Origin of the sequence: Bradyrhizobium sp. CCBAU 11361, assembly GCF_028128935.1 — a bacterium.
GTDB lineage: Bacteria > Pseudomonadota > Alphaproteobacteria > Rhizobiales > Xanthobacteraceae > Bradyrhizobium > Bradyrhizobium niftali.
Genome location: NZ_LBJZ01000001.1, coordinates 71,751 through 94,376 on the forward strand (window position 1 = coordinate 71,751; position 22,626 = coordinate 94,376).

Sequence of the window (22,626 nt, forward strand, 5' to 3'; positions counted from 1 at the left end):
CCTTCAAGGCCCGCGCTGCCGGAGAACGGTCATGACGTATCTCAAGACAATCGCTGACAGCCAACTCCTCTGAAATCAACGCGAGCCGTCGGAAAGAGTCCCTCATGTCAGACAAACAATCCGCTCATGCCAAAAACCCCTCGCTCAAAGCCGAGGTCGACGCGCTTCTGGTTGAGCTCGGCGTCGAGCCCGCCAGCTACACCGGTGGCACGCTGGTCTCGAAAACCCCGATCAACGGCGAAACCGTGGCGCAGGTCAGGCAGGTCGATGCCAACAGTGCGACCGCGGCCATCGAAAAGGCTCACGCGGCCTTCCTCCAATGGCGTCTGGTCCCTGCTCCCAAACGCGGCGAACTGGTGCGACTGCTTGGCGAAGAGCTGCGCAGCAACAAGCGTGCGCTCGGAAGGCTGGTTTCCATCGAGGCTGGCAAGATCGAGTCCGAAGGCCTTGGCGAAGTCCAGGAGATGATCGACATCTGCGATTACGCCGTCGGGCTCTCCCGCCAGCTCTACGGCTTGACGATCGCCACCGAACGACACGAGCACCGCATGGCGGAGACGTGGCATCCGCTCGGCGTCACCGGAATCATCTCGGCGTTCAATTTCCCGGTTGCAGTCTGGTCGTGGAATGCCGCGCTGGCACTGGTCTGCGGCAACAGCATCGTCTGGAAACCGTCGGAAAAAACGCCCCTCACTGCCTTGGCGACCGACGCGCTGTTCGGACGCGCCCTGAGGCGCTTCGAAGCCGAAGGCGGGTCGGCCCCCGACGGACTATCCGCCGTGCTGATAGGAGGGCGCGAGATCGGTGAGGCCCTCGTCAACAACACCAGGGTCCCCGTGGTCTCGGCAACCGGTTCGACCGCCATGGGACGCGCCGTCGCTCCGAAGCTCGCGCAACGCTTCGCCCGCGCCATTCTGGAGCTCGGCGGCAACAACGCGGCGATCGTAACGCCGACGGCCGATCTCGACCTGACGCTGCGCGGCGTTGCCTTTGCGGCCATGGGCACGGCAGGCCAGCGCTGCACCACGCTGCGACGCCTGTTCGTTCACGAGAGCGTCTACGACAGCTTCGTGCCGCGTCTGAAGAAGGTTTATGCGTCCGTTTCGGTCGGCAATCCCCTCGCCGGCAACCTGGTCGGCCCCCTCATTGACGGTCTTGCCTACGAAGCGATGCAGCGAGCCCTCGGCGAAGCCAAGGCCGCGGGTGCGGGCATTGTCGGCGGCGATCGCGTCAATGTTGTGGGCGCAGAAGCGGCTTTCTACGTCCGCCCTGCGCTGGTCGAGATCGGCGGACAGACCGGCTCGGTCGAGCGCGAGACCTTTGCGCCGATCCTCTATGTCATCAAGTACCGCGACTTCGATGCCGTGATTGAATTGCACAATGCCGTTCCGCAAGGCCTGTCATCGTCGATTTTCACCAACGATCTGCGCGAGGCCGAAGCCTTCCTGTCGGCGCGCGGCTCCGATTGCGGCATCGCCAACGTGAACATCGGCCCTTCGGGCGCCGAGATCGGCGGCGCATTCGGCGGCGAGAAGGAGACCGGCGGCGGACGTGAATCCGGCTCGGATGCCTGGAAGGCCTATATGCGCCGCGCCACCAACACGGTCAATTATGGTCGCACGCTGCCGCTCGCCCAGGGCGTCAAGTTCGATGTCGATTAAATGGAAGTCGCCGTGAACGCGCAGCTGCAGACAGAATTTCGAGCCGGGACTTTTCATTGCAGTTGGTCCGCAGAGCGCACGCCGAGCCCTGTGGAGGTCTGAGATTGGTCGCCATTATCAAGCGCACTGGTCCTTCGCTTGAACATATCCGAGGCCATGAAAGCTGCGACTGCATTGGAATATTCTTCCAACCCCTCAAAGCTAAAATGCATATCGCCCGGCCAATAGAACTCCTCGGGCCGCGACCCGAACCGCCGCCTCAACGGCTCAGTGGCATTGAAGAAAAGAAAGCCATTGTCGATGCACATCTTCTCGACAGTAGAGCTGACGAGATCGTTCCAGACGTGCCCTTCGGCGTCGGGCTTCAAGTGCTCGAGATGAGGATGAAAGATGAAGAGCACCCGGCTCCCGTCCTCGGTGTAATCCTTCAGGATGTCAGCCAGCTCCTGCAGGTTCCGCTGGAAAGTCGAGAGCGGTTCTGCATATTTCCGTTCGAGATCGGCGCCGTGGTCCTGCGAATAGCCAAAGAGGACGAGGTCATCCGGTCGGTTTTTCTTGATCACCGCCGGCATATGTACGAAGGAGAGCCAACCTTTCGCCGCGAACCGCATCAGATACAGTGGATGCTCGCGAGCCTCCATCAGACCGACGCTGCATGCATGTCCGATGGGTGAAGCCTTGACGCCAACATTCTGTCCGCGCTCGTTGCGGACAATCAACTTACGATATCGTGCGAAGTCGTCGTAGAGATCCGTCTCGTCCACGTCCACAACGATGTAATCGGGATGCACAATAGGCAGCAGCTTCTTCGCCTGGGGCACGAAGATCGCCGGAGAATAGGACGTATATCCAGCATTGTGCGTCTTCAGACAGACCCCGCGTTCCTTCTTGATATATTTTGCAACGTGATACGGGAGCGTGTTCTCGTCATCATAGCCTTCCATGAAGGAATCGCCGAGAAACAAGACCGAAAGCGGCTTCCTACACCCCTCAAGTAGAGCCTTGTCGTCGATCACCCTGACACCGTTCTCGTCATAGTGCCTCTGGTAGCTGAAGCCAGTCAGATCGCCGTAAATGCAGAGGTTCTGGCTTTCCGGAGCCGGCTTATGGTTCAGGACGTTGGACTCCCAGTTCAGATTGACACTCGCCATCTCCAAATCGAACAGGGGCCCAAAATACTGTTGCAGCCGCAGCCCGATCTCGAAAATCGCGCCCCAGGTGATGAGGAGCAACGCCCCCTGTCCGAGGAGGCGAAACCATGGCTTCATTGAAACTCTCCTAAATGAACTCCAAATGACTCAATAGATGCATCGACTTTGGAGCTGTGATTGCTTTCGATCAATAGATTCCTGATGCTCAAGGGAGGGGGCAAACGGACAGCGCCCCCAGTCCCAGACACCTGATGGGGCAGCTTGGATTGTCCACGGAGGCGTGGCCAGCTACGATGCCGCAAGCAATCCGCGAAAGTTCGTCCGCGACTCCGAGTCCGGGTTCGAATCGAACTTTCGGCTTGGTGATGCCCGGGCGCTCGCTTTCTTAAGCCTCCCGAACGGCTGGCATCACGGGCGGCTGTGGCCATGGGCTCTGGCCGCCGCGGAGCTGCTTCTCGTCGTCCCCTGGAGCAGTCCGGCTTTGTTGCAGCCGCTAAACCGTTTCTGGACGAAATTTGGCTTGCTCCTGCACAGGATCGCCAACCCAATCGTTATGGGCCTTCTCTTTTACGGTACAATTTTGCCGACCGGCCTCGTCATGCGGCCGCGCGGCGGTGACCTCCTGCGGTTGAAGCGCAAGCCCGACGCCGAGAGCTATTGGATTTGCGCGCACGCCGGGGCCAGCGCCGGAAACGATGAGAGACCAGTTCTGATGATGGATTTTCTGGTCGAACTCTGGCGCTTCATGCGGGTGCGGAAGAACTTGCGTCGATCCTTTGCACCGCCGCGTCACAACCGGCGACCAGTGCATCCATGGTCCGGTCCCAGACGCCAGCTCGCCGCCACCGAACGAAGTAACGAGTGGTGCGGGGGCCGTAACTCTCCGGCAAGTCGCGCCATGACGACGAATGTCGAACCGCTACAATGAGCGCCGCGATTTATCCGAGCTTGGCCCGGGCCACCGATATCGGTGCCGCACTCAAGCACTGAAATCCGACGGGTCTGAAGCATAAGCACGTCGCGCTCTACCCCACGATTACCAGTGCGAGCAGACCGGAGCCGAGCAGAGCGACGCCCACGAGCGTAACCGCCAAAAAAGCAAGAGATGTGAATTCTTCACGCATGTATGTGTAGCCAAGGAGTCACCACGCTCCGACCATCACAAGAGTGGCGATGCTCAAAGCCGAGCAGCACAGAATGATGACTGGCGCGATTAAGTTTTGGTGAGACCGCATTGCTGGCTCTCCGAGTTAGAAGGATCGCAAACAGTAGGCCGGCAATGTGTTTCCCTGACTTCGAGGTTGCTGGAAAGTGGTTTCGATCCGATGTTATTTGTTTCGTCTTCGCGGGGCGAATGAAGTCTCCTCACGGGTTCGCGAACGCGAAACGGAACCAGAGACCGATTTCCCAATCTCGGATCAAACCTTAAGATGAGCCCCCGTTCGGATTGGTTTTTGACAGTTATTCCGAGGCCTCGATCGACTCGCTGGGCGTCGCATTTGCCGCTGCATTCTATGAGGCGACGTCGGGCGTCCGTAGAATGAACCGTCGTGCGCGGCCGCGCGCCCGGGGCCCGCGCGACTGAGACCTTCTGCGGATATCCCGATTCGATCCTGCTGCCCTTTTCCTCAATTGACATAGGGCTCGCTTATCGGCACGGTTTACGTCTACGTCCATGCTGGAATGATTTGCAGATCTGGCGGCGTCGGCCCGCAAACGTGCAAAACCGCCCCATTTGATGCTCCAGGCGGAACAACCGCTGAAGTTGATAGATGGCTCCATCGAGAACGGATACGGGCCGGCTTGATCACCAGATGGATGATGATCCCTCCCGCACTCATCCGCGCGCCCCCGCTCATCCCTTGGCGGACGATCACGTCGCCGAGGACCGAGAGCCGCAGCCACGCACCGATCAAGGTAACAGTGCGCCCATAATTCACCCGCCCCAGGGGGCCCCTGCCTTGTCGTCCACGCACTTCGGTTCCGGGCAGGAGGAGTCCGGACGTGTGACGGCCATTGCGAATTGGATACAGCGTGGACGCCGCATCTGGCGCGGGCACCTCCAGCGCGATCAACTCCCCGAGGCAACCGGAGGGTCGATGGGGAACATCGAGCGCTGGCTGCTCGCGTTGCTGAGCGTTCTCGTCATCGTGAGTTGCGTTTGCGCGACCATTGTCTTGATGCAGGCCACGGCGCTCAAAGCGGAGGTCGCCACACTGCAACGCGAAATCATCGCGCTCAAGCTACGCGTAGCCAGGCTCGATCAGATCGCAAGCGCCAATGAGGCCCGTGACAAGCCAGGCACCGAAGCACCCAAGCCGCCGGCCGAGAATCGCCCCGACCAGGCTGTTCTCGTCCTATCGCGCGAAGAGGTTCAGCTGATCCGCGACTATATCAAGCCCGCCCCAGTTGCGGGCTCCGCAACTGAATCGATCAAGGTCGGCGATCCCGTCACGGGAGAGACGATCCCGTTCCCTTCTCCGATCACGGAGAAGGTCCGCAAACTACTCGGCGCGAGATTTACCATCCGCAACGGCGTCATCGTCATTACCCGCATCGGCAGCCGTCAAGCCGATGTTGTAATCGGGCCCAATTAATGAGAGGCGGCTCACCTATGGCTGATTATTCGGCGGCCTTTCGATGAACCGACGGCTACCGTTGAGAAGCTCGAGGTTATTGGCGATGACCGGATTGCCTGGATCGAGCGAATAAGCCTTCTCAAACTTCCGTCGCGCCGCACTCAGATTGCCGCGCAGCATGTACGAATAACCCTGATCATTCAGGATCTGAACGGTCTCGCCCCCCAGCCGAATCGCCTGCGCATAGGCTTGATCGGCCAGGTCAAAACGACGCAGGCGGTCATAGCTGGCCGCGAGCCCAATCCAGGCTGTCAGGTCCTTCGGTGATTTCTCGACCGCGTCCTTGAAATAGCGCTGGGATAGCCCGTAGCTGCCGCGGTTGTAATGCTCAAGTCCCAGCCGCACCGGCTCGTCGGACGGATAGTATTTGACGTCGGTCGGCTCCTGCACGGGGTCCCCGCCCGGCGGATCCACGGGAGCCACGATCGCAGCCTCCCTCAGCGTGTAGTCACACCCCGCAAGGCCTGCCCCCAAACAGCAGCAGGTCAGCATTAGGATGATGCGCCGCACAACTCTCGTCCCAGTTTGGCCCAGCGCACTCATTGAAATATCTTCGTTAGATCACTCAAAGCTATGGCTCCCTCGGCTGCTCACTTGCTCGCCGCGCCGCCGACCGGCACCGATATTCCACTCGTCGACCCAGCCCCCATTCCGGTTACGTTGACATTCTGGGTAACGGGGGGCCGCTGGCCCATCGCTTCCGTCGCCGGCCCGATATCGGGAAGCTGATCGACCGGCCGTGTTGTATTGCCATAGCGTGTGACGGCGGCACCGACGCGCCGAGCGTCGGACGCGATCCTGCGGTCACCGACGTATCGTGGCCATGGATGGATCGTATGTGTGACCGCGTTGACCTCCTTGGCATCGCCGGCGGTCATCGTGATCGTATTGGAACGCTGGAAGTAGCGGTCCACCTCGTCATGACCGGCGAGGCCGTAACATCCCCCGAGCAGCAAAGGCGCGAACAGAACCAGATACCTCTTGGTCATCTCTCGCTCCTAGTTGAGGGTCTTTACGACCGGCTGGTTGGCAGCGGCGGCCGGGGGCGGAACGGGTGTCCTGAGCTCAGGAGCAATGATGTGGCCGTACGGGCCCTTCACGTCACCGCCGGAATTGACGTAGTCATCGTACCGCTTGCGGACTTCCATCTGGCCATTGAGGAAGAAATCGACGTCGTTGGCCGGAAGGCGGGAGTCGAGCGGAGACGCCAGTTGCTGACCGGGCACGGCCGGCGCAACCAAGCGCGGCGTGACGATGATGACGAGATCCGTTTCCTCCTGCTGGTAGGACTTGCTGCTGAACAAGGTTCCAAGCACGGGCACCGAGCCGATCCAGGGCAATTGCGAAACGTCCTGCCGGTTGCGGGTCTGAAGCAGGCCGGCGATGGCAAAACTCTGGCCGTCGCGCAATTCGACGGTGGTGCGCGCGTCGCGGCGGGTCAACGCTGGAACCGTCGTCCCCTGAATCGTCACCGCATTGGCGAAATCCAGCTCGCTGACCGACGGCTCGACCCGAAGATTGATCACGCCGCGAGAGAGCACCGTGGGCACGAAGGCCAGCTCGACACCGAACTTCTTGTAGTCGATGGTGACAGTGGGAAAGCCGTTCGTCGTCGTGGTCGGGATCGGCACTGGAAATTCACCGCCGGCGAGGAAGCGGGCGGCATCGCCAGACAGCGTGGTCAAGTTTGGCTCCGCCAGCCGGCGCGCCAATCCCTTGGTTTCCAATGCAGAGATCAGCAGGTCCACCGAGCCGCCGTTGCTGGTTCGAATGAGACTGGTCAACAAACTTCCGAACGGGGCCGGTGCTACACCGCCCGCGGTCCCAAGGAGCGTCCCCAGCGTTCCGAGTATCGGAAGACTGCCGGTCGGGGAAGCACCGACAGGCGTACCGCCAGTATTACCAACTGGGTTTTCGACCGTGTTAAGACCACCGATCGGCCGTCGACCCGTCGCGCTAGTTGCACCACCAAGTCCCGTATTCCCGACATTGGTCCCATTGGCATTCGCCGCATAAAGGTTGACGCCGAGGTTTCGACCGGCCTCCCGGCTGACCTCAAGGAAGCGCACCTCCAGCATCACCTGCTGCGGCGCCGCGACGCTCATCGCGTTGACGACAGTGCCTCCTTTGGCAACGGTGCTGGTGGCAATTGCCATGGCCCGCTCGGCCGCAACCGCGTCAACGGCGGTCCCGCTGAGCACCACCTGGCCCTCGGAGGCGGAGACGCGAACACCCTGCATGCCGGTGCCGGTCCGGATGTTCTGCTGCAAATTGCCGGTATCGATCACGACCTCGACGTCGAGGACCCCGATCTGCTTCATCGAGCTGTCGAACAAAATGACGTTGGTGGTGCCGGTCTGCTTGCCCTGGACATAGATCATGTGGTCGCTCAGCGACTTCACATCGACGATGTCAGGCGAGCCCGCGATGATGGTCGCAAAAGCGGTATCGACCTTGAAGGTGCGCGACTTGTTGACGACCACCCTGACCCGCTGGACGTCGTTCATTTCGCTGACAAAGACGCCGCTGGAGGAACCCCGCCGGTCTGCAGCCTCCGCGCGGTCGGCGGACCCAAACAAGGCCACCGCCGCTCCAAGACCCATCACACCGGTAGCGAGAAGCCTCCCTACCTTTTTACCCGAAACGCCAGCGCCACCCATTCGAGTCCCCCCGCTGCGACTCACGGCTATCCCGCAAATCTACGTGCTCGATGTCCCCAACAATTCTCCTCTGCGCACCACGTCGCAGAGCTTACATTCTGTCCCACTACAATTCGTTACTTCGTGTTTCCGAGATCATCGTCCCTCATGCAGCCTCCTTGCAAGAAGAGACGCTTACCGCATTGCCGCAGGCAGCTAAGAAAACTTTCCAATGTTGCCAGCGAGCATCATTCTCTCTGCCCGTTAGCAACAATCCTGCAGCACAACCGCTCGGGTACGAGTTCCCGTCGTCGCCCCGCAGTCGAACGACGTCGAGTCGCGCTTGGAGATTCGCTTGGCCAAGCGCAGATAGCTCTGGCGGAGTTCCATAGCTCTGGCAAAGTTCCATGCCCACGATGCCGGCCAAATCACGTAAGGTATGCTGCCATATTCACGATGGCCTTCGCCAATGATGCCGTCACGATCGCCAGCCGGTGATCGGGTATTCATCGGTGATGCCGGGAGTGCGCTAGAAGGGAATACTTGTGGATGCGCTCGGCGCATTGAGTGACGTGCCCCATATCGGCATCAGCATCGTGAAGCGTGCTTGAGAAGCTGTAACGGTCAAACTGTTGCCGCTGGCCCCCACGGTCAGCGTCGGCGTGAGATGGCCGAAATACAGGAATGGCGCCGCATTCTGCTTAGCCGTCGAAGACAGGGGATCCCCGGTGCAGCCGGACGGCGACTGCGGCGGGCTTTGAACTACGCCAGGCGTATAGCAGTTAATCATGACCGCTCGAGCGCCGGCGCTCGCGAGCGCCCGCAAGGACTGCATGGTGATCGCATACCTTCCCAAATCGAAGATGACGAACATCAATGTGAAAAGCGGCACGAACACGAGGATGAATTCAAACGCTGCAACACCGCGATTGTCGAGCTTTCGCATCATTGCACCAAAGCGACAACTTGGGTGTAAACGATGGTGGCCGGGTCACACCCTTGCGTGCTCAGGTAGCCGCCACCGCTCATGTCGAGCGTTTTCGCGATCACTTGTGAACAGGTCGTATTGGTACTGGCAGTCGTTCCGCTCCAGGTAACGTCGACCTTGGGGAAGTACATGGCCCCGCCCAGGCTAACTAGACCACTCCCGTTTATGGTGACCTTGTTGCTGGTCTTGCTCGGAGCCTGATCATCAATCAGGACGCCATTCAGATCAGACGAGAAACTGTTCGTGGCAGGTGCGGACAGATCAACCGTACCCCCGTTGATGGTAAGCTGCGAGTCGCCGAGCAATACCAGGGTTACGCCTGTGCCTTTCAGTTGTCCGCCGGTGACCCTTATGGTTGCATTGTAAAAGAAATATGTTCCCGGGTCCAAAATGTACTTGTCGTTGTTCTGCACCGTGAAATTACCGTAAGCTCCACTCCCCGCGCTATTCGGCGCGCAATGCTTCCACCCATCCGCCTGAAGGGGGCATGACGGGTTTGTATTGCCAGTCCTGCTGTTGAACGATTTGGTGTCCAGTTTGCTGAGCGGATTGTTAGCGTACGTCATAAAATAGTTGTGCGGGACACTAACATTGCTGCAGGTGCCTGAGGGGGTGCAGCCACTTACACCATAAACGGCCCATCCCGAACCGGTGAAAGATGGAGTGCTGGCAAGTTGAACACTGGTATCCGACATCAGCGCGCAGCCAGTTCCGTTGTTACTGAGGTTACCACCAAGCTTGAGCGCGCCTGAGTCAGGTCCAAGCGCCAAGGCGCACGCTTTGGTCGGCTGCTGGACCAGCGCAATGGCTTGGGCGGGGATGTTGACCGTCATCAAACCCAGCACTGCCGACAAGTAGGCCGGTTGTTGCTGGCTGACCCTGGCGCGAACGGCGTTGCCGGTGCCTGCAGGTGGCGTTGTGAACGTGCCCGCAGTGTAGGTGCCGATATCGATCTGCACGGCCCGCGAGACTCTGGTCGGAAGACTCGACACACACGTGGTCCCGGGATAGGGCGTGTTGTCCTGCGGACTTGAGTTGCAGAACCCATTCTGTGCGGCGAATTCCTTGCCGCGATAGTCCACCGATTGCGTGTCGCAGGTCGCGCCAGCGATCGTGCACGAAAGCCGCAATGCACCCGAGTAAGCCGCCGAGTCGGCGGCGTTCTGCGCGTGCTGGCGGGTAACGTACCACGTTCCGGCCTCGGCCCCGAGCGCGACCACTCCGATCAGCGGCACGAGCGCGATGGCCGTTGCGAATGCGGCAGCGCCTCGTTCGGAACGGAGCAGATTACGCATGGAAACAACCTACTGGAAGCGTTCTGAGTAAGGCAGCGTGTACGTACAAGTGGTCGGACACAGCACCGACCTCCAAAAAGGCGCGCGCGCCCCAATCGGAGCCAAGGTGATGGTTGTCGAAAATGTAATGTACTTGGGAGAATCAAGATTGCTCGGCGAGCAGGCAGCACCTGCATCTCCGCATACAACCCGGAGATTGCCGATCGTATGACCAGCGACTGTTGTCTGTAGCCCTGGCCTCCAGGTCACCGTACCGTCGGGGCCGAGCGGATTATAGTACTGCACATACTGCCCGAAGGAGCGCAACGCCGACCACGCGGAGATGAACTGGAAGCCTGCGGCGGCTACGTCGGCGAGCGGCACAAGCAGGAACGACACCAAGAAAACGTAGACGATCATGCTCTCCAACGCGACGGCGCCGCGCTGATCCGCGACGAAAGACCCCTTGGCACGCGCGCGCCTGGCTCGACCGATACTTACCACTTCCGATCGCCGAGCCCGCGCAGCAGCGACTTGAACCTCGTCCATGACAATTCGGCCACGCATAGTCGTTCACCAAACATAAGGGACTACTCTCCAACGCGATGCCTCGTAGCTGGAATACTCAGGGCAATTGCGCCGAAGCAGGTCTTCTTCGTAAAGAATTCGGCATACCTGAACGCCGATATGCAGGACGAACAGCACCGCCGTCAGCGGCGTCGGGTTTCTCAGCACCACTCCCAACACTGCGATTTCTTCCGCAAGGTAGAGCGGATGCTTGATCCACCGGTACGGACCCGTTTGCACCACATTGCGTGCCTGCGGCACCAGACTGAATGACCTGCCAAGGTGTCGGATGGTGACCAGCATCATGATCATGCCGATCAACACGCAAGCGGTGGATGCCAGGTTCGGTAACGCTTGGTCGGTCTTGCCGAAGAAGGCGATCGTCCATGGCATATAGGTGCCGACGAACGCCGCTATTCTTGGGAGGACGCCATCCGCTTGCGCCTTTGCAGGCGACCGCGTCATCGTCAATAGCGCCAGGAGCACGTAGAAGGTACCAAGGCACACACTCGACAGGAGCGACGGCCACGGTTTATCGGCTGATGATCCAATATTGAAGGCGACGCCAAGCGCCAGCAGCATGAACCACATGCCGCCGAACAGTTGCATCGTCCGGTCGTAAGAGGAGGTTTTCGACAGGGCAACCGTGCTCATGGCTATTTACCGAAGCTGGCGAACGAACGCACGAGATGCAGAATGGGACTCCCTCCCAGAACGACGAACATGGCTGGAAGCAGGAACAGCACCATCGGAATGGTCAGCTTGGCGCCTAATTTGTGTGCTCTTTCTTCAAGCTTGGTAATGCGTTCTCGCCGGAGGTCGACAGCGATATTCCGCAGAGCCTGGCCTACCGGCGTTCCGTACTGAAGGCTTTGAGCCACCATGGTGCCGAATCGGCGAAGCCCATCCGATGTAGCTCCTAATTTATCGAATGCTTCGCTGCGATTTGGCAGTATCCGCAGATCATCAAGAAGGCAGTGTATGACCCGGGCCATCGGGGGATTGGTCTCGCTCATCTCTTGCGCGACGCGAGCGAGCCCGCTCTCCAGGCCCATTCCCGCTTCGCTGCACACGACCAGCAAATCGATCATATCCGGCGTGCCTACCCGAATGGCAGCATCAAACCGCCGCTTCAGCACCGCCAGTATCAATCGTGGCCCCAAGATTCCGACCATCACGCCCATGAGTGTGAAGACCAGTACATCCGTCAGTGACTTCGCGAAAAGCTGAGCGACGCACCCGGCGATGATCGGGCATAGGAACATGGCGACGGCTTTGACACCGATCCAGGTCGGCAACGCTCGACGATGATTGAAACCTGATGATTGAAGGATCGTTCGTAGTTGATCCAGATTCTCCTCAGCGTAGAAACGGCGATACCGCGTGCCGAGCCATGAAAACCAACCGGTCACGTCTTGGAAGGGTGTTGCCCCGCCCGCACCGCCCATCACGGCGTTTGCCACCCGTGCGTCCACGGTACGAATGTGTATCTCGCGGATAACCAACAGGCTGGCCGCAGTCCCAGCTGCCAATGCGAGGGCCACCAGACTGAGGCCAAAAGTCATAGTTGCGTTTCCCTTCTGACCATCCAACTTATCACCAAGGCTCCGACAAGCACCGAGACTACCGCGTAAGCGAGCAGCTTGTTTCCAACCGGATCGGTGAACAAGAGATCAACAGTTTGCGGATTGGCCGCGTAGAGTACCCCGCCTCCAATCAAGGGCGAGATTGTCAGCGCTCGTGAGGAAAAGATCACCTCTCCCGCCAGCGCCTTGGCGCGAGCAGCTAGCGCAACACGCTGCCTCACAGTGTCTCCCAGGTTCTGCAGGGTTTCGGCCAAGCTGCCACCTGACTTCAACTGGACGGCAAGTGTCACCGCAAACATCGCGTACTCGGCCACCTGCGTTCGGCGATAGACACCTTCGACAGCTTCCGCTGGAGGTCTCCCCAGATTCACTTCGTTGCATACGATGGCAAACTGCCCAGCTGTTGGTTGCGGCATTTCGCGCGCGAGGGCGCGGAATGCTTCGTGCACAGGCAAACCCGATCGAACCGTACTCGTCACCAGCTGGATCGCATCCGGCAGCTGTCGAAAGAGCTGGAGGGCGACGCGACGTTGCTGCCATCCAAACAGCCCTCGCATCACGATGATGGCTGCGATTGCAGCGGCAACGCCCCCGTAGAGAATGGAATATCCGAGCTGGCTAATCGCATAGAGGATTGCTGCCGCTGCGAACGCGCCGGCAAGCAGCACATAGGTCGGATGCCAAATGTTCGGTATCGCGGGATTGTAATTGACCAGGCGATGGAGGAACAGAGTCTGGGATCCGGTCTCCGTGCGGCGAATGGACAGCAGGTTGGCTGGATGTGAGGCTGGCAGCGCAACCGCCAGCCGGCGATCGATGCGTCTTTCCCGAGCGTCGAGCCACAACGCAACGGCTGCTGCGCACATCGCGAGCGCCAGAACAGTGACGATCACGGACTCCGGCATCATATTTGCCTCATCGCCTCGGCCCAAGCTCCATCCAGCCCGTAATAGACAAGACGGCTTTTGAATTTCGGGGTTGCAAGGTTGCACCTGTAGGTGCCCGATAACCGCCCATGCACATCCTCATCCTGGTACTCGAAGGCTGCGATGTCATTGGTGGTGATCACATCCCCCTCCAGCCCGATTACCTCGCTGATCTGAACGATACGGCGCTGTCCGTCCCGCATGCGTTCGACCTGCACAATGAGATCCAGCGCTGCGACGATCTGAGTTCGAATGGCACGCGACGGTAGATTAACCTGCCCCATCTGCACCATGTTTTCGATGCGGGTCAGGGCATCACGGGTGCTGTTGGCATGCACCGTGGAGATCGAACCATCATGGCCGGTGTTCATCGCCTGCAGCATGTCAAATGCTTCGGCGCCGCGCACCTCGCCCACGACGATCCGGTCAGGACGCATGCGCAGCGCATTCCACAAGAGATCGCGCTGTGTCACCTGCCCTGTGCCTTCGAGACTGGGAGGCCGGGTCTCCAGGCTGACCACGTGCGGCTGCTGAAGCTGCAATTCTGCCGCATCCTCAATCGTGACAATGCGCTCGGTGTGATCGATGTACTGACTCATCGCATTCAAGAGCGTCGTCTTACCGGATCCGGTGCCGCCGGAGACCAGAACGTTGAGCCGAGACCGGGCGGCGACCTCCAGCAATTGTCCGATGGCCGCGGTCATTGAGCCGTTTTCGATCAATCCGGCCATATCCAAACGAAGGCTTGGAAATTTTCGGATGGAGATGCACGGACTATGAATCGCCAGCGGCGGGAGGATGATGTTGACGCGGCTGCCATCCAGCAGGCGACAATCCACCATCGGGCTGGATTCGTCGACGCGTCGACCAACCTGCGCGGCAATCTTCTGAGCGACGGAGGCGATGTGATCATTGTCGCGGAATCGCACCGCAATTCGTTCCAGCCTGCCGCTTCGCTCCACGTAGACGTTACTCGGACCGTTCACCATGATATCGTTGATCGTTTGATCGAGCAGAAGCGGACGCAGCGGCCCGTAGCCGGTCATGTCGTCCGCAATCTCGTCCGCCAGCTGAATCTGCTCGCGACCCGACAGTTCAAGTCGTTCCTCGTTGGCGATTCCATGGATGATTTCCTCGATCTGCCGCCGAAGGACATCCCGCGAAACCGTTGCGGCAACCGATGGATCAATCTGCTCGATGACTCGCTCGCGGAGCGAGGCCGGCATCAGGGGCCGTTGAGTCGAAGGCGCGTGCCTGGGCGCAGATGCAGGCAAGCTCGGCGTCGACGCAGGCAATGGCGTCACTGCAGGCAAAGGAGCTGGCGTATCGTCGTCGCGCCTACCAAAGGTCTTCATAGTCCCAGCAGCCTCCTCAGCCGTCCCTTCTGCTCGGCGCCGAGCCCTGTGATTTCCCGCACAATCGGGGCGAGGTGACGCCGCAGTCCCGATACGTGCTTGAGCGCTGGAATTCCGAGATTGACCGCCTGAGTCATCCCCTTCCCGAGATCGGGTACCACCATGTCTGGTTCTGCCCCCAAGGCCTTGACAATCGCGGCCCTGGGGAGGCCGCCGGGGCGATCGGCGCGGTTCAGGAGAGTAAAGACCCGATCCTTGCCGGCGATGTTGGTGACAGCGGTACGCAGCGCATGAGCATTGCGAAGTCCAGTCACCTCGGCTTCCAGCAGCACCAACACGTGACGAGAAAGAGTGATCACCGGATGGATGGATGGCGGAAATGGGACCGGTACATCGACAACGATGTAATTGAACCGTTGGCGGAGCAGACCGAGCACGTGTCTCACGCCCGCTTCAGTGATGTCGAGCTGCGCATCCAACTCCTCATCGGCGGAAATCAGGCAAACCCGCTCGTTGACCTCAATTGCCGCGCGCTCGAGGAACAACGTGTCCGCCCGCATCGGGTTCTCCAAGGCGATACGGAGCCCTGGCCCAGGCCGAACACCCAACATCACGGCTGTTTCGCCGGCTTGCAGGTGAAGGTCGAGCAGCGCGACCTTGGCCTTGGTGGTCTCGGCCAGCTGCAGCGCGAGGTTGATGGCGATACTCGTCGCTCCGGCGCCGCCCTGCGCTCCGCAGATCGAGATCACATGCCCGCCGCGATCGGGCTGACTGTGGGCCACATCGCCAAGTAGCTTCGGGCGCAGCTGGTCCAGCACCATGTCCCGCGTGATCGGCTTCGGCAGATACTCGGTCAGGCCAAGATCCATAAGCTCGCGGTAGAACGTAATCTCCCTGCTCTCGCCGACCAGAGCAACCCGGACATCGGGCGGGCAGACGCCGGCCAACCGTCCCAGCTCAGCAAATGGGTCTTCGATGCCGCTGATGTCCGTCACCAACGCGGATATATCGGTGTCGGTTTCGAGCATCCGTATGGCATTACGGATCGTGCCACGCTTGATCGATATGTTGCTACCTTCGAGGCCCTTGCGCAGAGCCGCAGCACTAAGCTCGTCATTTACAAAACAGACGATCCGGTTGCGGGCTACAACAGATGTAGCTTCTTCAGGTGAACTGACGACTGCAATATTAACGCTCATCAACGTTTCTCCAGCAACTTGCCTGCCTGAACCACCATCGTTGCACCCCGGCGGGAAACTTCCGACCCATCGCAGTTGACCATAGAGTCCCCGTCGCCTGAGTCTTTCCTGACTGAGTATTGCTTGACCTGACCGCCAGCATGAACGACTACCGCTGCAGTCCGGCCGGCAACTGCATTCTGGCGAGCAATTTCCGGCGACACATCGCAGCTGGACATGGCGCCGGTATCCGCCGTATCCCACTGCTCGACTGCTGCCCGTACGGCCAGCGAGATCGTTCCGATCTGCTTTGCGACTGTGATTTTCTTGACCTGGTCGGGCGCAAGCTCCAACGACACGGTTTGCGCTTGCTTGCCGGCCAAAGAGCTAACGGTTCGCCCGCCTTGCACAATCTCCTGGTCAATCGCAATGACTCGAACGTTGCCCAGAACGACTTCGCTCAAGGCCCGACGCGCGGGATCTGCCTTCTCGAACACTTGGGTCAACAAGACATCGACATGATCACCGGGCCTGATCAGCCCCGAGACGCCAGACTCCTCGTCAACCTTGATGCTGATTGCACGGCTATCCGGTGCCAAGACGCTGGCCAGGAAGCCGCGATCTCGCGGCCGCAACACGTCCTGCAAGGTAATTGGACTGCCAGCCTCGACGAACTTGCGAACCAGAGAGCCGGTAAGTCCGGCCTTCGCGTCGGGCGTTTCGAGAATCGCCCCCGCTGGAAGACGTTCAGGCGGCGCCGAGCGTACTGCGAAATCTTCATCGCGGGCCAATGTACCTCTCGATAGCGGACGTGCCGCAACAAAGTACCCGACAGTCGAAGGAGGCGCCGGCCCCTGCTCCGTGACCGCTACCGGAACCTGTTTCGGCAGGTTCATGTTGTAGGCAATAAGCCCGAACGCGGCGGTTGCGAGCAACAGAACTGTGATGATCGAGAGACGCAAGGCGGATGACATGTCAAAGTCCTCGACTGAAAATGGTCCAAATGCCACCGCATGCTATGGCCACCCCGTAAGGCAGCGGTGCGTGTCGCAAATGTCGCCACCGTTCGACCGCGTAGACGCGGCGCATGAGCGACGAGCCGGCGGGCGCTAGCCTGGGATATGGCAGGAGGCGCATCAGCAGATGCACCAGGGCAAGAATGCCGCCAGCTAACGCGGTAACGGTCAGCAGCTGAATCACGCCCGTCAGCGGAAAGCCGATCGCCAACGCAGTCAGCAACTTGACGTCGCCGCCGCCAATTCCACCGCGCGTGTACAGGACAAAGAGCAGCAGGAAGAGGACCGCGGCTGCTATCAGCGACTCGGCAATCTGCATCGAGTTGGGCAATTGAGTGGCGATCCCGAGAAGTGCTAGCGCCAGACAAATTTCGTTTCGGATCAAGCGCGTCGCGACATCGATCGTTGCGACATAGAGCAACAACAGGATTTGCAGAAGCGAGGCCGTGGGAGCAATCCAATTCATCAAATGCACGCCAAAAAAAGCGGAAGGCAACTTTGTGGGGGGCACTCTTGCAGGAGGGGGGGCAGCCTGGATTGCCCCCCTCTGGCGTCAAGATGGCTGTATCAACCAGCGATGGCCGTAGCGAAAGCGGTGGTGATAGCGGTGATCCCGGTCGTCAGCGCCGCGCCGATCTGACCACCAGCACCGCCACCGAACACAGCACCCACTGCACCAACGATACAAACCGCGACGATGATGTACTCGAACGACACCACGCCGTCCTGGTCCGTGCGCAAACGCTTCAACGCTTCTTTAGCTTCAATATAATACGTCAACATAGGAGGATCCCTTCCTTGGAGATGACAGACATCGGAACGTTCGTTGGCGAAAAACCCCTAGCGCCAACTGGATTCATTTATAATGTCTGCGCCGAAGGTTTCGCGTGCTCCATAGAGTGGTGATGCGGAGCAAAAGGGGTACTCCTCCCTCGATTAACCATTTCGCTCAGCGGCTTGCGTTCGGCCGACGCGCGACAGCGCGCTGGCGCCTCCCGAGCGCTCAGCCATCATGGGCCTGACGATGCACAGCGTTGTCGACCCAGAGAAATGCGCCGAGGTGTTGAACGCAATCGAGGACTGAGGGCTGTAATCAGCCGCCAATGTTGGTGCGCTCTATTCTATCGATCGGCCGAATCCGGCCATTCCCGACCTTGGATAGCGGACAGCACCAAGATGACCAATCGCCGGCACTTCACATGAAGCACGGACAACTTCTAGCGTACACATTGGCGGACGTAATAGCCGTTGACCCGTATCCACTGGCAGGGGCTTGGCGGAGGCTCCTTGATGATGGTGTAGCCGTGGTAATCGATGTCGGTTGGTGCGGTCAGGCCACGCCAGAACACTGCATTCGCGCTGGACCAGCTCAGGGTCATCGCTGCCGAGAAACAGGCCAGGGCGACACAGAATGAAAAGAGTGTTCGCATCAGCGTCTTCCGGTTTGGAATTGCTTACCGTAGCGCTCTTATCCTGACTGGTCCCAGAGAGGCTCGCAAGTCCGATCGCGCCATCACCAGCAGCAGAACTTCCGTGCTGCTTCGGGGTCCAGATAGCCCCCTGTCACACCGCTAGCTTCACCTCGTGTGCGAAGGTCGAACCGAGCCAGAGCCCATGGGTGCGCGGCCCCATGATCGGCACATTGCCCTCGTGCAATTGGCCGCACAAGAATGTCCATGTCCGCGAATGGCTGACGGAGTTGGTATCGGGAAACCGACGAGCCTCCTGGGACGACGGAGTTGCGCCCGTAGATCACGAGCTCAGTATCCGACAGATCGGCAAGCCCGTGGTAATCGAAGTATTTGCGGCCGATCGGCTCCCTGCCGCTCGCAAAGCGCGGCGACGGCTGGACGAGATAGGGATCGGGTGCGATCGGCTCGCGGGATTCCAGCAGCACCTCGAACTGCCCGTTCGCAGCCGAGCGGCCGATCCGTGGCGTGAGCCAAGCGCGAAAGATCTGCCGGTCGATACAAGACGACTCGGCGTCTGCCGACGAGACCGGTCCATCCGGAAAAGATTGCGCGTAGGCATGGATGAAGGCGGCATTCTCCGGCGAATTCAGCGACGAGAAATAGACGCTCGACGACAGATGCCCGTCGATAGCGTCGGGTCCGAGCCGCGACAAGTCGCGCACTGTCATCGGCTAGTTGGCCGCTTCCGCGCGCGGAGCGGAGAAGCCGCTGGTGCGGCGGCGGGCATCACCGCAGGACGGCGAGCAATCTCATTCCCGATCGCGTGCTGGCATATGATCGTCTGGGCCCATCCAGCCGACCGATTTCAGCGTCTGCCTCTCGGGCGAGAACATGAGTATTCATCTTGCGAGCAGCCGGGCGAAAGTCCCGGGATTGGGCGACCATCCGAGTTTTGCAATGCAGATCTCTGCTGCGGCGCACGGCCGGAAAGTTCGGAACCGTCAAGCTCAAGCAGCGCGCTGATAGCTTGCTCCTATTCGCGTTCCTGCCCATTTGACCCTCGTGGAGTCCTTGGATAGGTTGCGCTCAACCTACGAAATCAACTCAAGCGAGCCACGACCAAGGTGAGCGCACTCGTCTCTGCGACCAGCAAGGCTGCCGATCCCGTATTGTCAATCGGCTCCAGCTTTCGACGCTTTACCGTCGGATTCATTGGATTTGTAGCAATACCTCCGCTCGCCCTCTCCGCGCTCATCGTATTGGTTGATCCCTACTACGTGTTCGGAACCCCTGACATTCCGGGGATCAATGTCGTGCGGCCGCGCTACGAAAATCACGTTCCTGCCGTGAAGCCGTATCAGGTGCGGCGGATCAAGCCCGACGCGGTCATATTGGGCAGTTCCCGCGCCGAGGTCGCGCTCGATCCGCGGCATCCCGGATGGAACGGCAAGAATGTCTTCAACTTCGGCCTGCCGTCGGCCACCAGCTACGAGGTCATGCTGGCGTTTCTCCACGCGCAATCAGTTGCACCGCTCAAGCAAGCCGTGATCGGCCTGGATTTCTTCGGCTTCAACATCTTCTTTCCGCGCGACCAGGCATATCTGGAGGGTCGATTCTCCGGCGACGGGGTTCGGGCCTTCGCCGATTTTCTGACGGGAGAGCTTGCAAAGCGCCGGCCCCACGGCGCGGGCAAACCTCCTGCCTCCGTTGTGGCGCCTGCGCCCGGGGAAGTGGCTCGCACAGAGGCTCAGCCCGCGCTGCCGACGGAAGCCGACACGGACCCTGCTTGCAAAGACGCGGACCGTGAGAAATGCACCCAAGCCGGGTTAGCGGAGGGCAGTCCCCCCACCGACTGGAACGAAGCGCTCTACCTTAGACTCTATCCGGATGTCGCCGCCGAAGTTCGGCGAGGCACCTTCGTCAGCGGCTATCACCACTATCTTGCCGCCGGGCGCACCGAAGGTCGGCAGAACGGAGCGGCGCCACCTGGCTGGAATGAGGCGCAGTATCTTCGAATCTATCCTGACGTCGCCGCCGCAGTTCGGCGGAGCACCTTTGTCAGCGGCTATCACCACTATCTTGCCGCCGGGCGCGCCGAAGGCCGGCAGGACGGCACGCCCCCGCCCGGCTGGCGCGAAGAGCTCTATCTGCGCGTCAATCCCGACGTGAAAAACGAGATTGCCCGCGGCACCTTCATCAGCGGCTATCACCACTATCTCGCCGCCGGCAAGGTGGAAGGTCGCGAGGGTGGCTTTACTCCGAAGGGTTGGAGCGAGACGAGATATCTGCAAGTCAACCGCGACGTCGAATATCAGATCTCGCAGGGTCTTTTTCTGAACGGTTATCACCATTATCTCGCGGCCGGACGTGCCGAGAAGCGACTGGGCGGATTCCTCCCCGACGGCTGGAACGAAGCCAACTATCTGTCCAGGAACCCCGATGCACGCATCCGATTGGCGCTCGGCGAGTACGGCGACGGCTATTCGCACTACGCCGCAGTCGGTCAAAAGCAAGGATTGACGGGCGGATTCCCGCACGCCGATCTCTCGGACGCGCTACTGTCGCGTTGGCCGACGCTCGGAAGAGCATCGTTTCAGATTGGAGAGCTATTCCGGCTGATTTTTTCGACAACGGCCGTGCGCGACGCACTTGCAACACTTCGCGGGCAATCGGAGCCCGTATCGTTCGACAACCGTGGCATGCGTATTTGGGATTGGCAGGATGGCAACATTCGCAAGAACGGAGGAAACGGCCAGGTTTTCCGCGATAACGTTCTGACCTGGCGGTGGTACGTTTGGCTCATGCCGCCGCGGTATATGTATTGCTTCAACAACCCCGACTGCTCTACTCCGCCTTCACGTACTACACCGGCTTCAAGGTCAATTCCGGCGAATACAAGCTGATGGGGCTTGCTCCCTATGGCGAGCCGAAATACGCGCAGCTCATCCTCGATTCACTGATCGATCTGAAGGCGGACGGCTCGTTTCGCCTCGACATGTCGTATTTCGATTATTGCACCGGGCTGACGATGACCAATGACCGGTTCGCCAAACTGTTTGGGCAGCCGGTGCGTTCGCCGAACGAACTGCTCACGCCGTTCCACATGGATATTGCAGCCTCCATCCAGGCAGTCCTGGAGGAGGCGGTACTTCGCTTGACCCGCAGCCTTGCGGTTCAGACCGGCGCACGCAATCTGTGTCTTGCCGGCGGCGTTGCACTCAATTGCGTCGCCAATGGCAAGGTGTTGCATGACGGCAGATTCGATTCGATCTGGATTCAGCCGGCCGCCGGTGACGCCGGCGGTGCGGTTGGAGCGGCACTCGCTGCCTACCATCAGTTCAGACAACAACCGCGCCAAGCCGTGGCCGGCGACGGCATGTCCGGCGCTTTTCTGGGACCCGAATTCTCGCAAGAGGTGATCGAGGAGCGGCTGCGCGCCGCCGGCGGCCGCTTCGATGTACTCAGCGAAGATGCAATGATCGAGACGACAGCGGCGGCCCTGGCCGACCAGCTCGCGGTCGGCTGGTTTCAGGGCAGGATGGAATTCGGCCCGCGCTCGCTCGGCGCCCGCTCGATCCTGGGCGATCCGCGGTCGCCCTCCATGCAGAAGAACCTCAATCTCAAAGTGAAGTTTCGCGAGAGCTTCCGGCCGTTTGCGCCGGCGGTCACGCGCGAGGACGTTGCGGATTGGTTCGAGCTCGATGGCGACAGTCCGTACATGCTCCTGGTTGCCGGCGTCAGGGGTGACCGGCGTCACATGATGAGCGCGGACGAGCAAGCATTGTTCGGCATCGACAAGCTCAACGTGGTGCGCTCGACGATCCCCGCCGTGACGCATGTCGACTATTCCGCCCGAATCCAAACGGTGAGCGCCGACACCAATTTACTCTTCCATCGCTTACTGTCTCGTTTCAAGGCGCTCACCGGTTGCCCGGTGCTGGTCAACACCAGCTTCAACGTTCGCGGCGAACCGATCGTCTGCACACCAGAGGATGCCTTCCGCTGTTTCATGGGTAACGAGCTCGACATGCTGGTGGTCGGCAACTGCATACTGAGAAAAGAACAGCAGGATCCCGCACTCAAGCGTGACTACAGTGCAGCCTTCTCGCCGGACTGAACGTCCGGCATGGCATCGTGGCTCGAATTGCCACGCCCCGGCGAAGCCAAAGGACTCACCAGCCGCCGACCAATTCCTCCCTACTCTCAATCACGATGTGGGTTTCAGGCGCTTCGG

19 protein-coding genes and 4 pseudogenes are annotated in these 22,626 nt (G+C 60.0%); 4 read left to right on the forward strand and 19 right to left on the reverse strand.

Annotated elements, in window-relative coordinates:
- Window positions 1-104 precede the first annotated feature (104 nt).
- On the forward strand, window positions 105-1,661 hold the full coding sequence (amaB, locus tag XI08_RS00275; RefSeq protein WP_271572859.1) for an L-piperidine-6-carboxylate dehydrogenase: 1,557 nt from the start codon (window positions 105-107) through the stop codon (window positions 1,659-1,661).
- Window positions 1,662-1,714: 53 nt separating this feature from the next.
- On the opposite strand, the gene XI08_RS00280 is transcribed toward amaB, so the two are convergent.
- Entirely contained in the window at window positions 1,715-2,929 is a 1,215-nt protein-coding gene (locus tag XI08_RS00280; RefSeq protein WP_271572860.1) for a hypothetical protein, read from the reverse strand.
- Between the two features lie 641 nt (window positions 2,930-3,570).
- A pseudogene (locus XI08_RS46115) lies at window positions 3,571-3,717 on the reverse strand (IS5/IS1182 family transposase); the annotation flags it as partial.
- Between the two features lie 1,194 nt (window positions 3,718-4,911).
- Between XI08_RS46115 and XI08_RS00290 the strand changes: the two are divergent.
- Complete coding sequence (locus tag XI08_RS00290) at window positions 4,912-5,409, forward strand: hypothetical protein (protein WP_271572861.1); 498 nt, start codon at window positions 4,912-4,914, stop codon at window positions 5,407-5,409.
- 15 nt (window positions 5,410-5,424) lie between these two features.
- Here XI08_RS00290 and XI08_RS00295 read toward each other — a convergent pair whose 3' ends face one another.
- From XI08_RS00295 to XI08_RS46120, 17 genes and pseudogenes are all read right to left on the reverse strand, one after another.
- Complete coding sequence (locus XI08_RS00295; RefSeq protein ID WP_245284427.1) at window positions 5,425-5,874, reverse strand: tetratricopeptide repeat protein; 450 nt, start codon at window positions 5,872-5,874, stop codon at window positions 5,425-5,427.
- 167 nt (window positions 5,875-6,041) lie between these two features.
- A complete protein-coding gene (locus XI08_RS00300; RefSeq protein WP_271572862.1) occupies window positions 6,042-6,440 on the reverse strand; it encodes a hypothetical protein in 399 nt (132 codons plus the stop codon).
- 9 nt (window positions 6,441-6,449) lie between these two features.
- Window positions 6,450-8,111, reverse strand: coding sequence for a type II and III secretion system protein family protein (locus tag XI08_RS00305; protein ID WP_271572863.1), 1,662 nt, complete (start codon window positions 8,109-8,111; stop codon window positions 6,450-6,452).
- A 508-nt stretch (window positions 8,112-8,619) separates the two neighbouring features.
- Entirely contained in the window at window positions 8,620-9,039 is a 420-nt protein-coding gene (locus XI08_RS00310; protein ID WP_333926637.1) for a TadE family protein, read from the reverse strand.
- Complete coding sequence (locus XI08_RS00315; RefSeq protein ID WP_271572865.1) at window positions 9,036-10,373, reverse strand: TadG family pilus assembly protein; 1,338 nt, start codon at window positions 10,371-10,373, stop codon at window positions 9,036-9,038. The genes XI08_RS00310 and XI08_RS00315 overlap by 4 nt, the downstream gene beginning before the upstream one ends.
- A gap of 9 nt (window positions 10,374-10,382) precedes the next feature.
- Entirely contained in the window at window positions 10,383-10,772 is a 390-nt protein-coding gene (locus tag XI08_RS00320) for a hypothetical protein (protein WP_271572866.1), read from the reverse strand.
- Window positions 10,773-10,925: 153 nt separating this feature from the next.
- Window positions 10,926-11,573 (reverse strand): methyltransferase family protein, encoded by a 648-nt coding sequence (locus XI08_RS00325; protein WP_027548791.1) that lies wholly within the window; start codon window positions 11,571-11,573, stop codon window positions 10,926-10,928.
- Between the two features lie 2 nt (window positions 11,574-11,575).
- Window positions 11,576-12,484, reverse strand: coding sequence for a type II secretion system F family protein (locus tag XI08_RS00330; protein WP_271572867.1), 909 nt, complete (start codon window positions 12,482-12,484; stop codon window positions 11,576-11,578).
- Window positions 12,481-13,413 (reverse strand): type II secretion system F family protein, encoded by a 933-nt coding sequence (locus XI08_RS00335; RefSeq protein WP_271572868.1) that lies wholly within the window; start codon window positions 13,411-13,413, stop codon window positions 12,481-12,483. Before XI08_RS00335 ends, XI08_RS00330 begins: the two co-directional genes overlap by 4 nt.
- Window positions 13,410-14,786 carry a CpaF family protein gene (locus tag XI08_RS00340; RefSeq protein WP_271572869.1) on the reverse strand — a complete coding sequence of 459 codons (1,377 nt, stop codon included), beginning with the start codon at window positions 14,784-14,786 and terminating at the stop codon, window positions 13,410-13,412. Before XI08_RS00340 ends, XI08_RS00335 begins: the two co-directional genes overlap by 4 nt.
- A complete protein-coding gene (locus XI08_RS00345; protein WP_049823976.1) occupies window positions 14,783-15,985 on the reverse strand; it encodes an AAA family ATPase in 1,203 nt (400 codons plus the stop codon). Before XI08_RS00345 ends, XI08_RS00340 begins: the two co-directional genes overlap by 4 nt.
- Window positions 15,985-16,938, reverse strand: coding sequence for a Flp pilus assembly protein CpaB (gene cpaB / locus XI08_RS00350; RefSeq protein WP_271572870.1), 954 nt, complete (start codon window positions 16,936-16,938; stop codon window positions 15,985-15,987). The genes XI08_RS00345 and cpaB overlap by 1 nt, the downstream gene beginning before the upstream one ends.
- A 1-nt stretch (window position 16,939) precedes the next feature.
- Window positions 16,940-17,446: an A24 family peptidase gene (locus XI08_RS00355; protein ID WP_049823977.1), complete on the reverse strand. Its 507-nt coding sequence runs from the start codon at window positions 17,444-17,446 to the stop codon at window positions 16,940-16,942.
- A 101-nt stretch (window positions 17,447-17,547) separates the two neighbouring features.
- Complete coding sequence (locus XI08_RS00360; protein ID WP_025576376.1) at window positions 17,548-17,763, reverse strand: hypothetical protein; 216 nt, start codon at window positions 17,761-17,763, stop codon at window positions 17,548-17,550.
- A gap of 434 nt (window positions 17,764-18,197) precedes the next feature.
- On the reverse strand, window positions 18,198-18,410 hold the full coding sequence (locus XI08_RS00365; RefSeq protein WP_271572871.1) for a hypothetical protein: 213 nt from the start codon (window positions 18,408-18,410) through the stop codon (window positions 18,198-18,200).
- 166 nt (window positions 18,411-18,576) lie between these two features.
- Window positions 18,577-18,666, reverse strand: a pseudogene (locus tag XI08_RS00370) (branched-chain amino acid aminotransferase); the annotation flags it as partial.
- Window positions 18,667-18,793: 127 nt separating this feature from the next.
- Window positions 18,794-19,108, reverse strand: a pseudogene (locus XI08_RS46120) (transporter substrate-binding protein); the annotation flags it as partial.
- Window positions 19,109-19,516: 408 nt separating this feature from the next.
- On the opposite strand from XI08_RS46120, the gene XI08_RS00380 reads away from it, so the two are divergent.
- Window positions 19,517-21,295 (forward strand): hypothetical protein, encoded by a 1,779-nt coding sequence (locus XI08_RS00380; protein ID WP_271572872.1) that lies wholly within the window; start codon window positions 19,517-19,519, stop codon window positions 21,293-21,295.
- Window positions 21,232-22,509, forward strand: a pseudogene (locus tag XI08_RS00385) (carbamoyltransferase family protein); the annotation flags it as partial. The gene XI08_RS00380 and the pseudogene XI08_RS00385, both read left to right, overlap by 64 nt.
- Window positions 22,510-22,626: the final 117 nt, after the last annotated feature.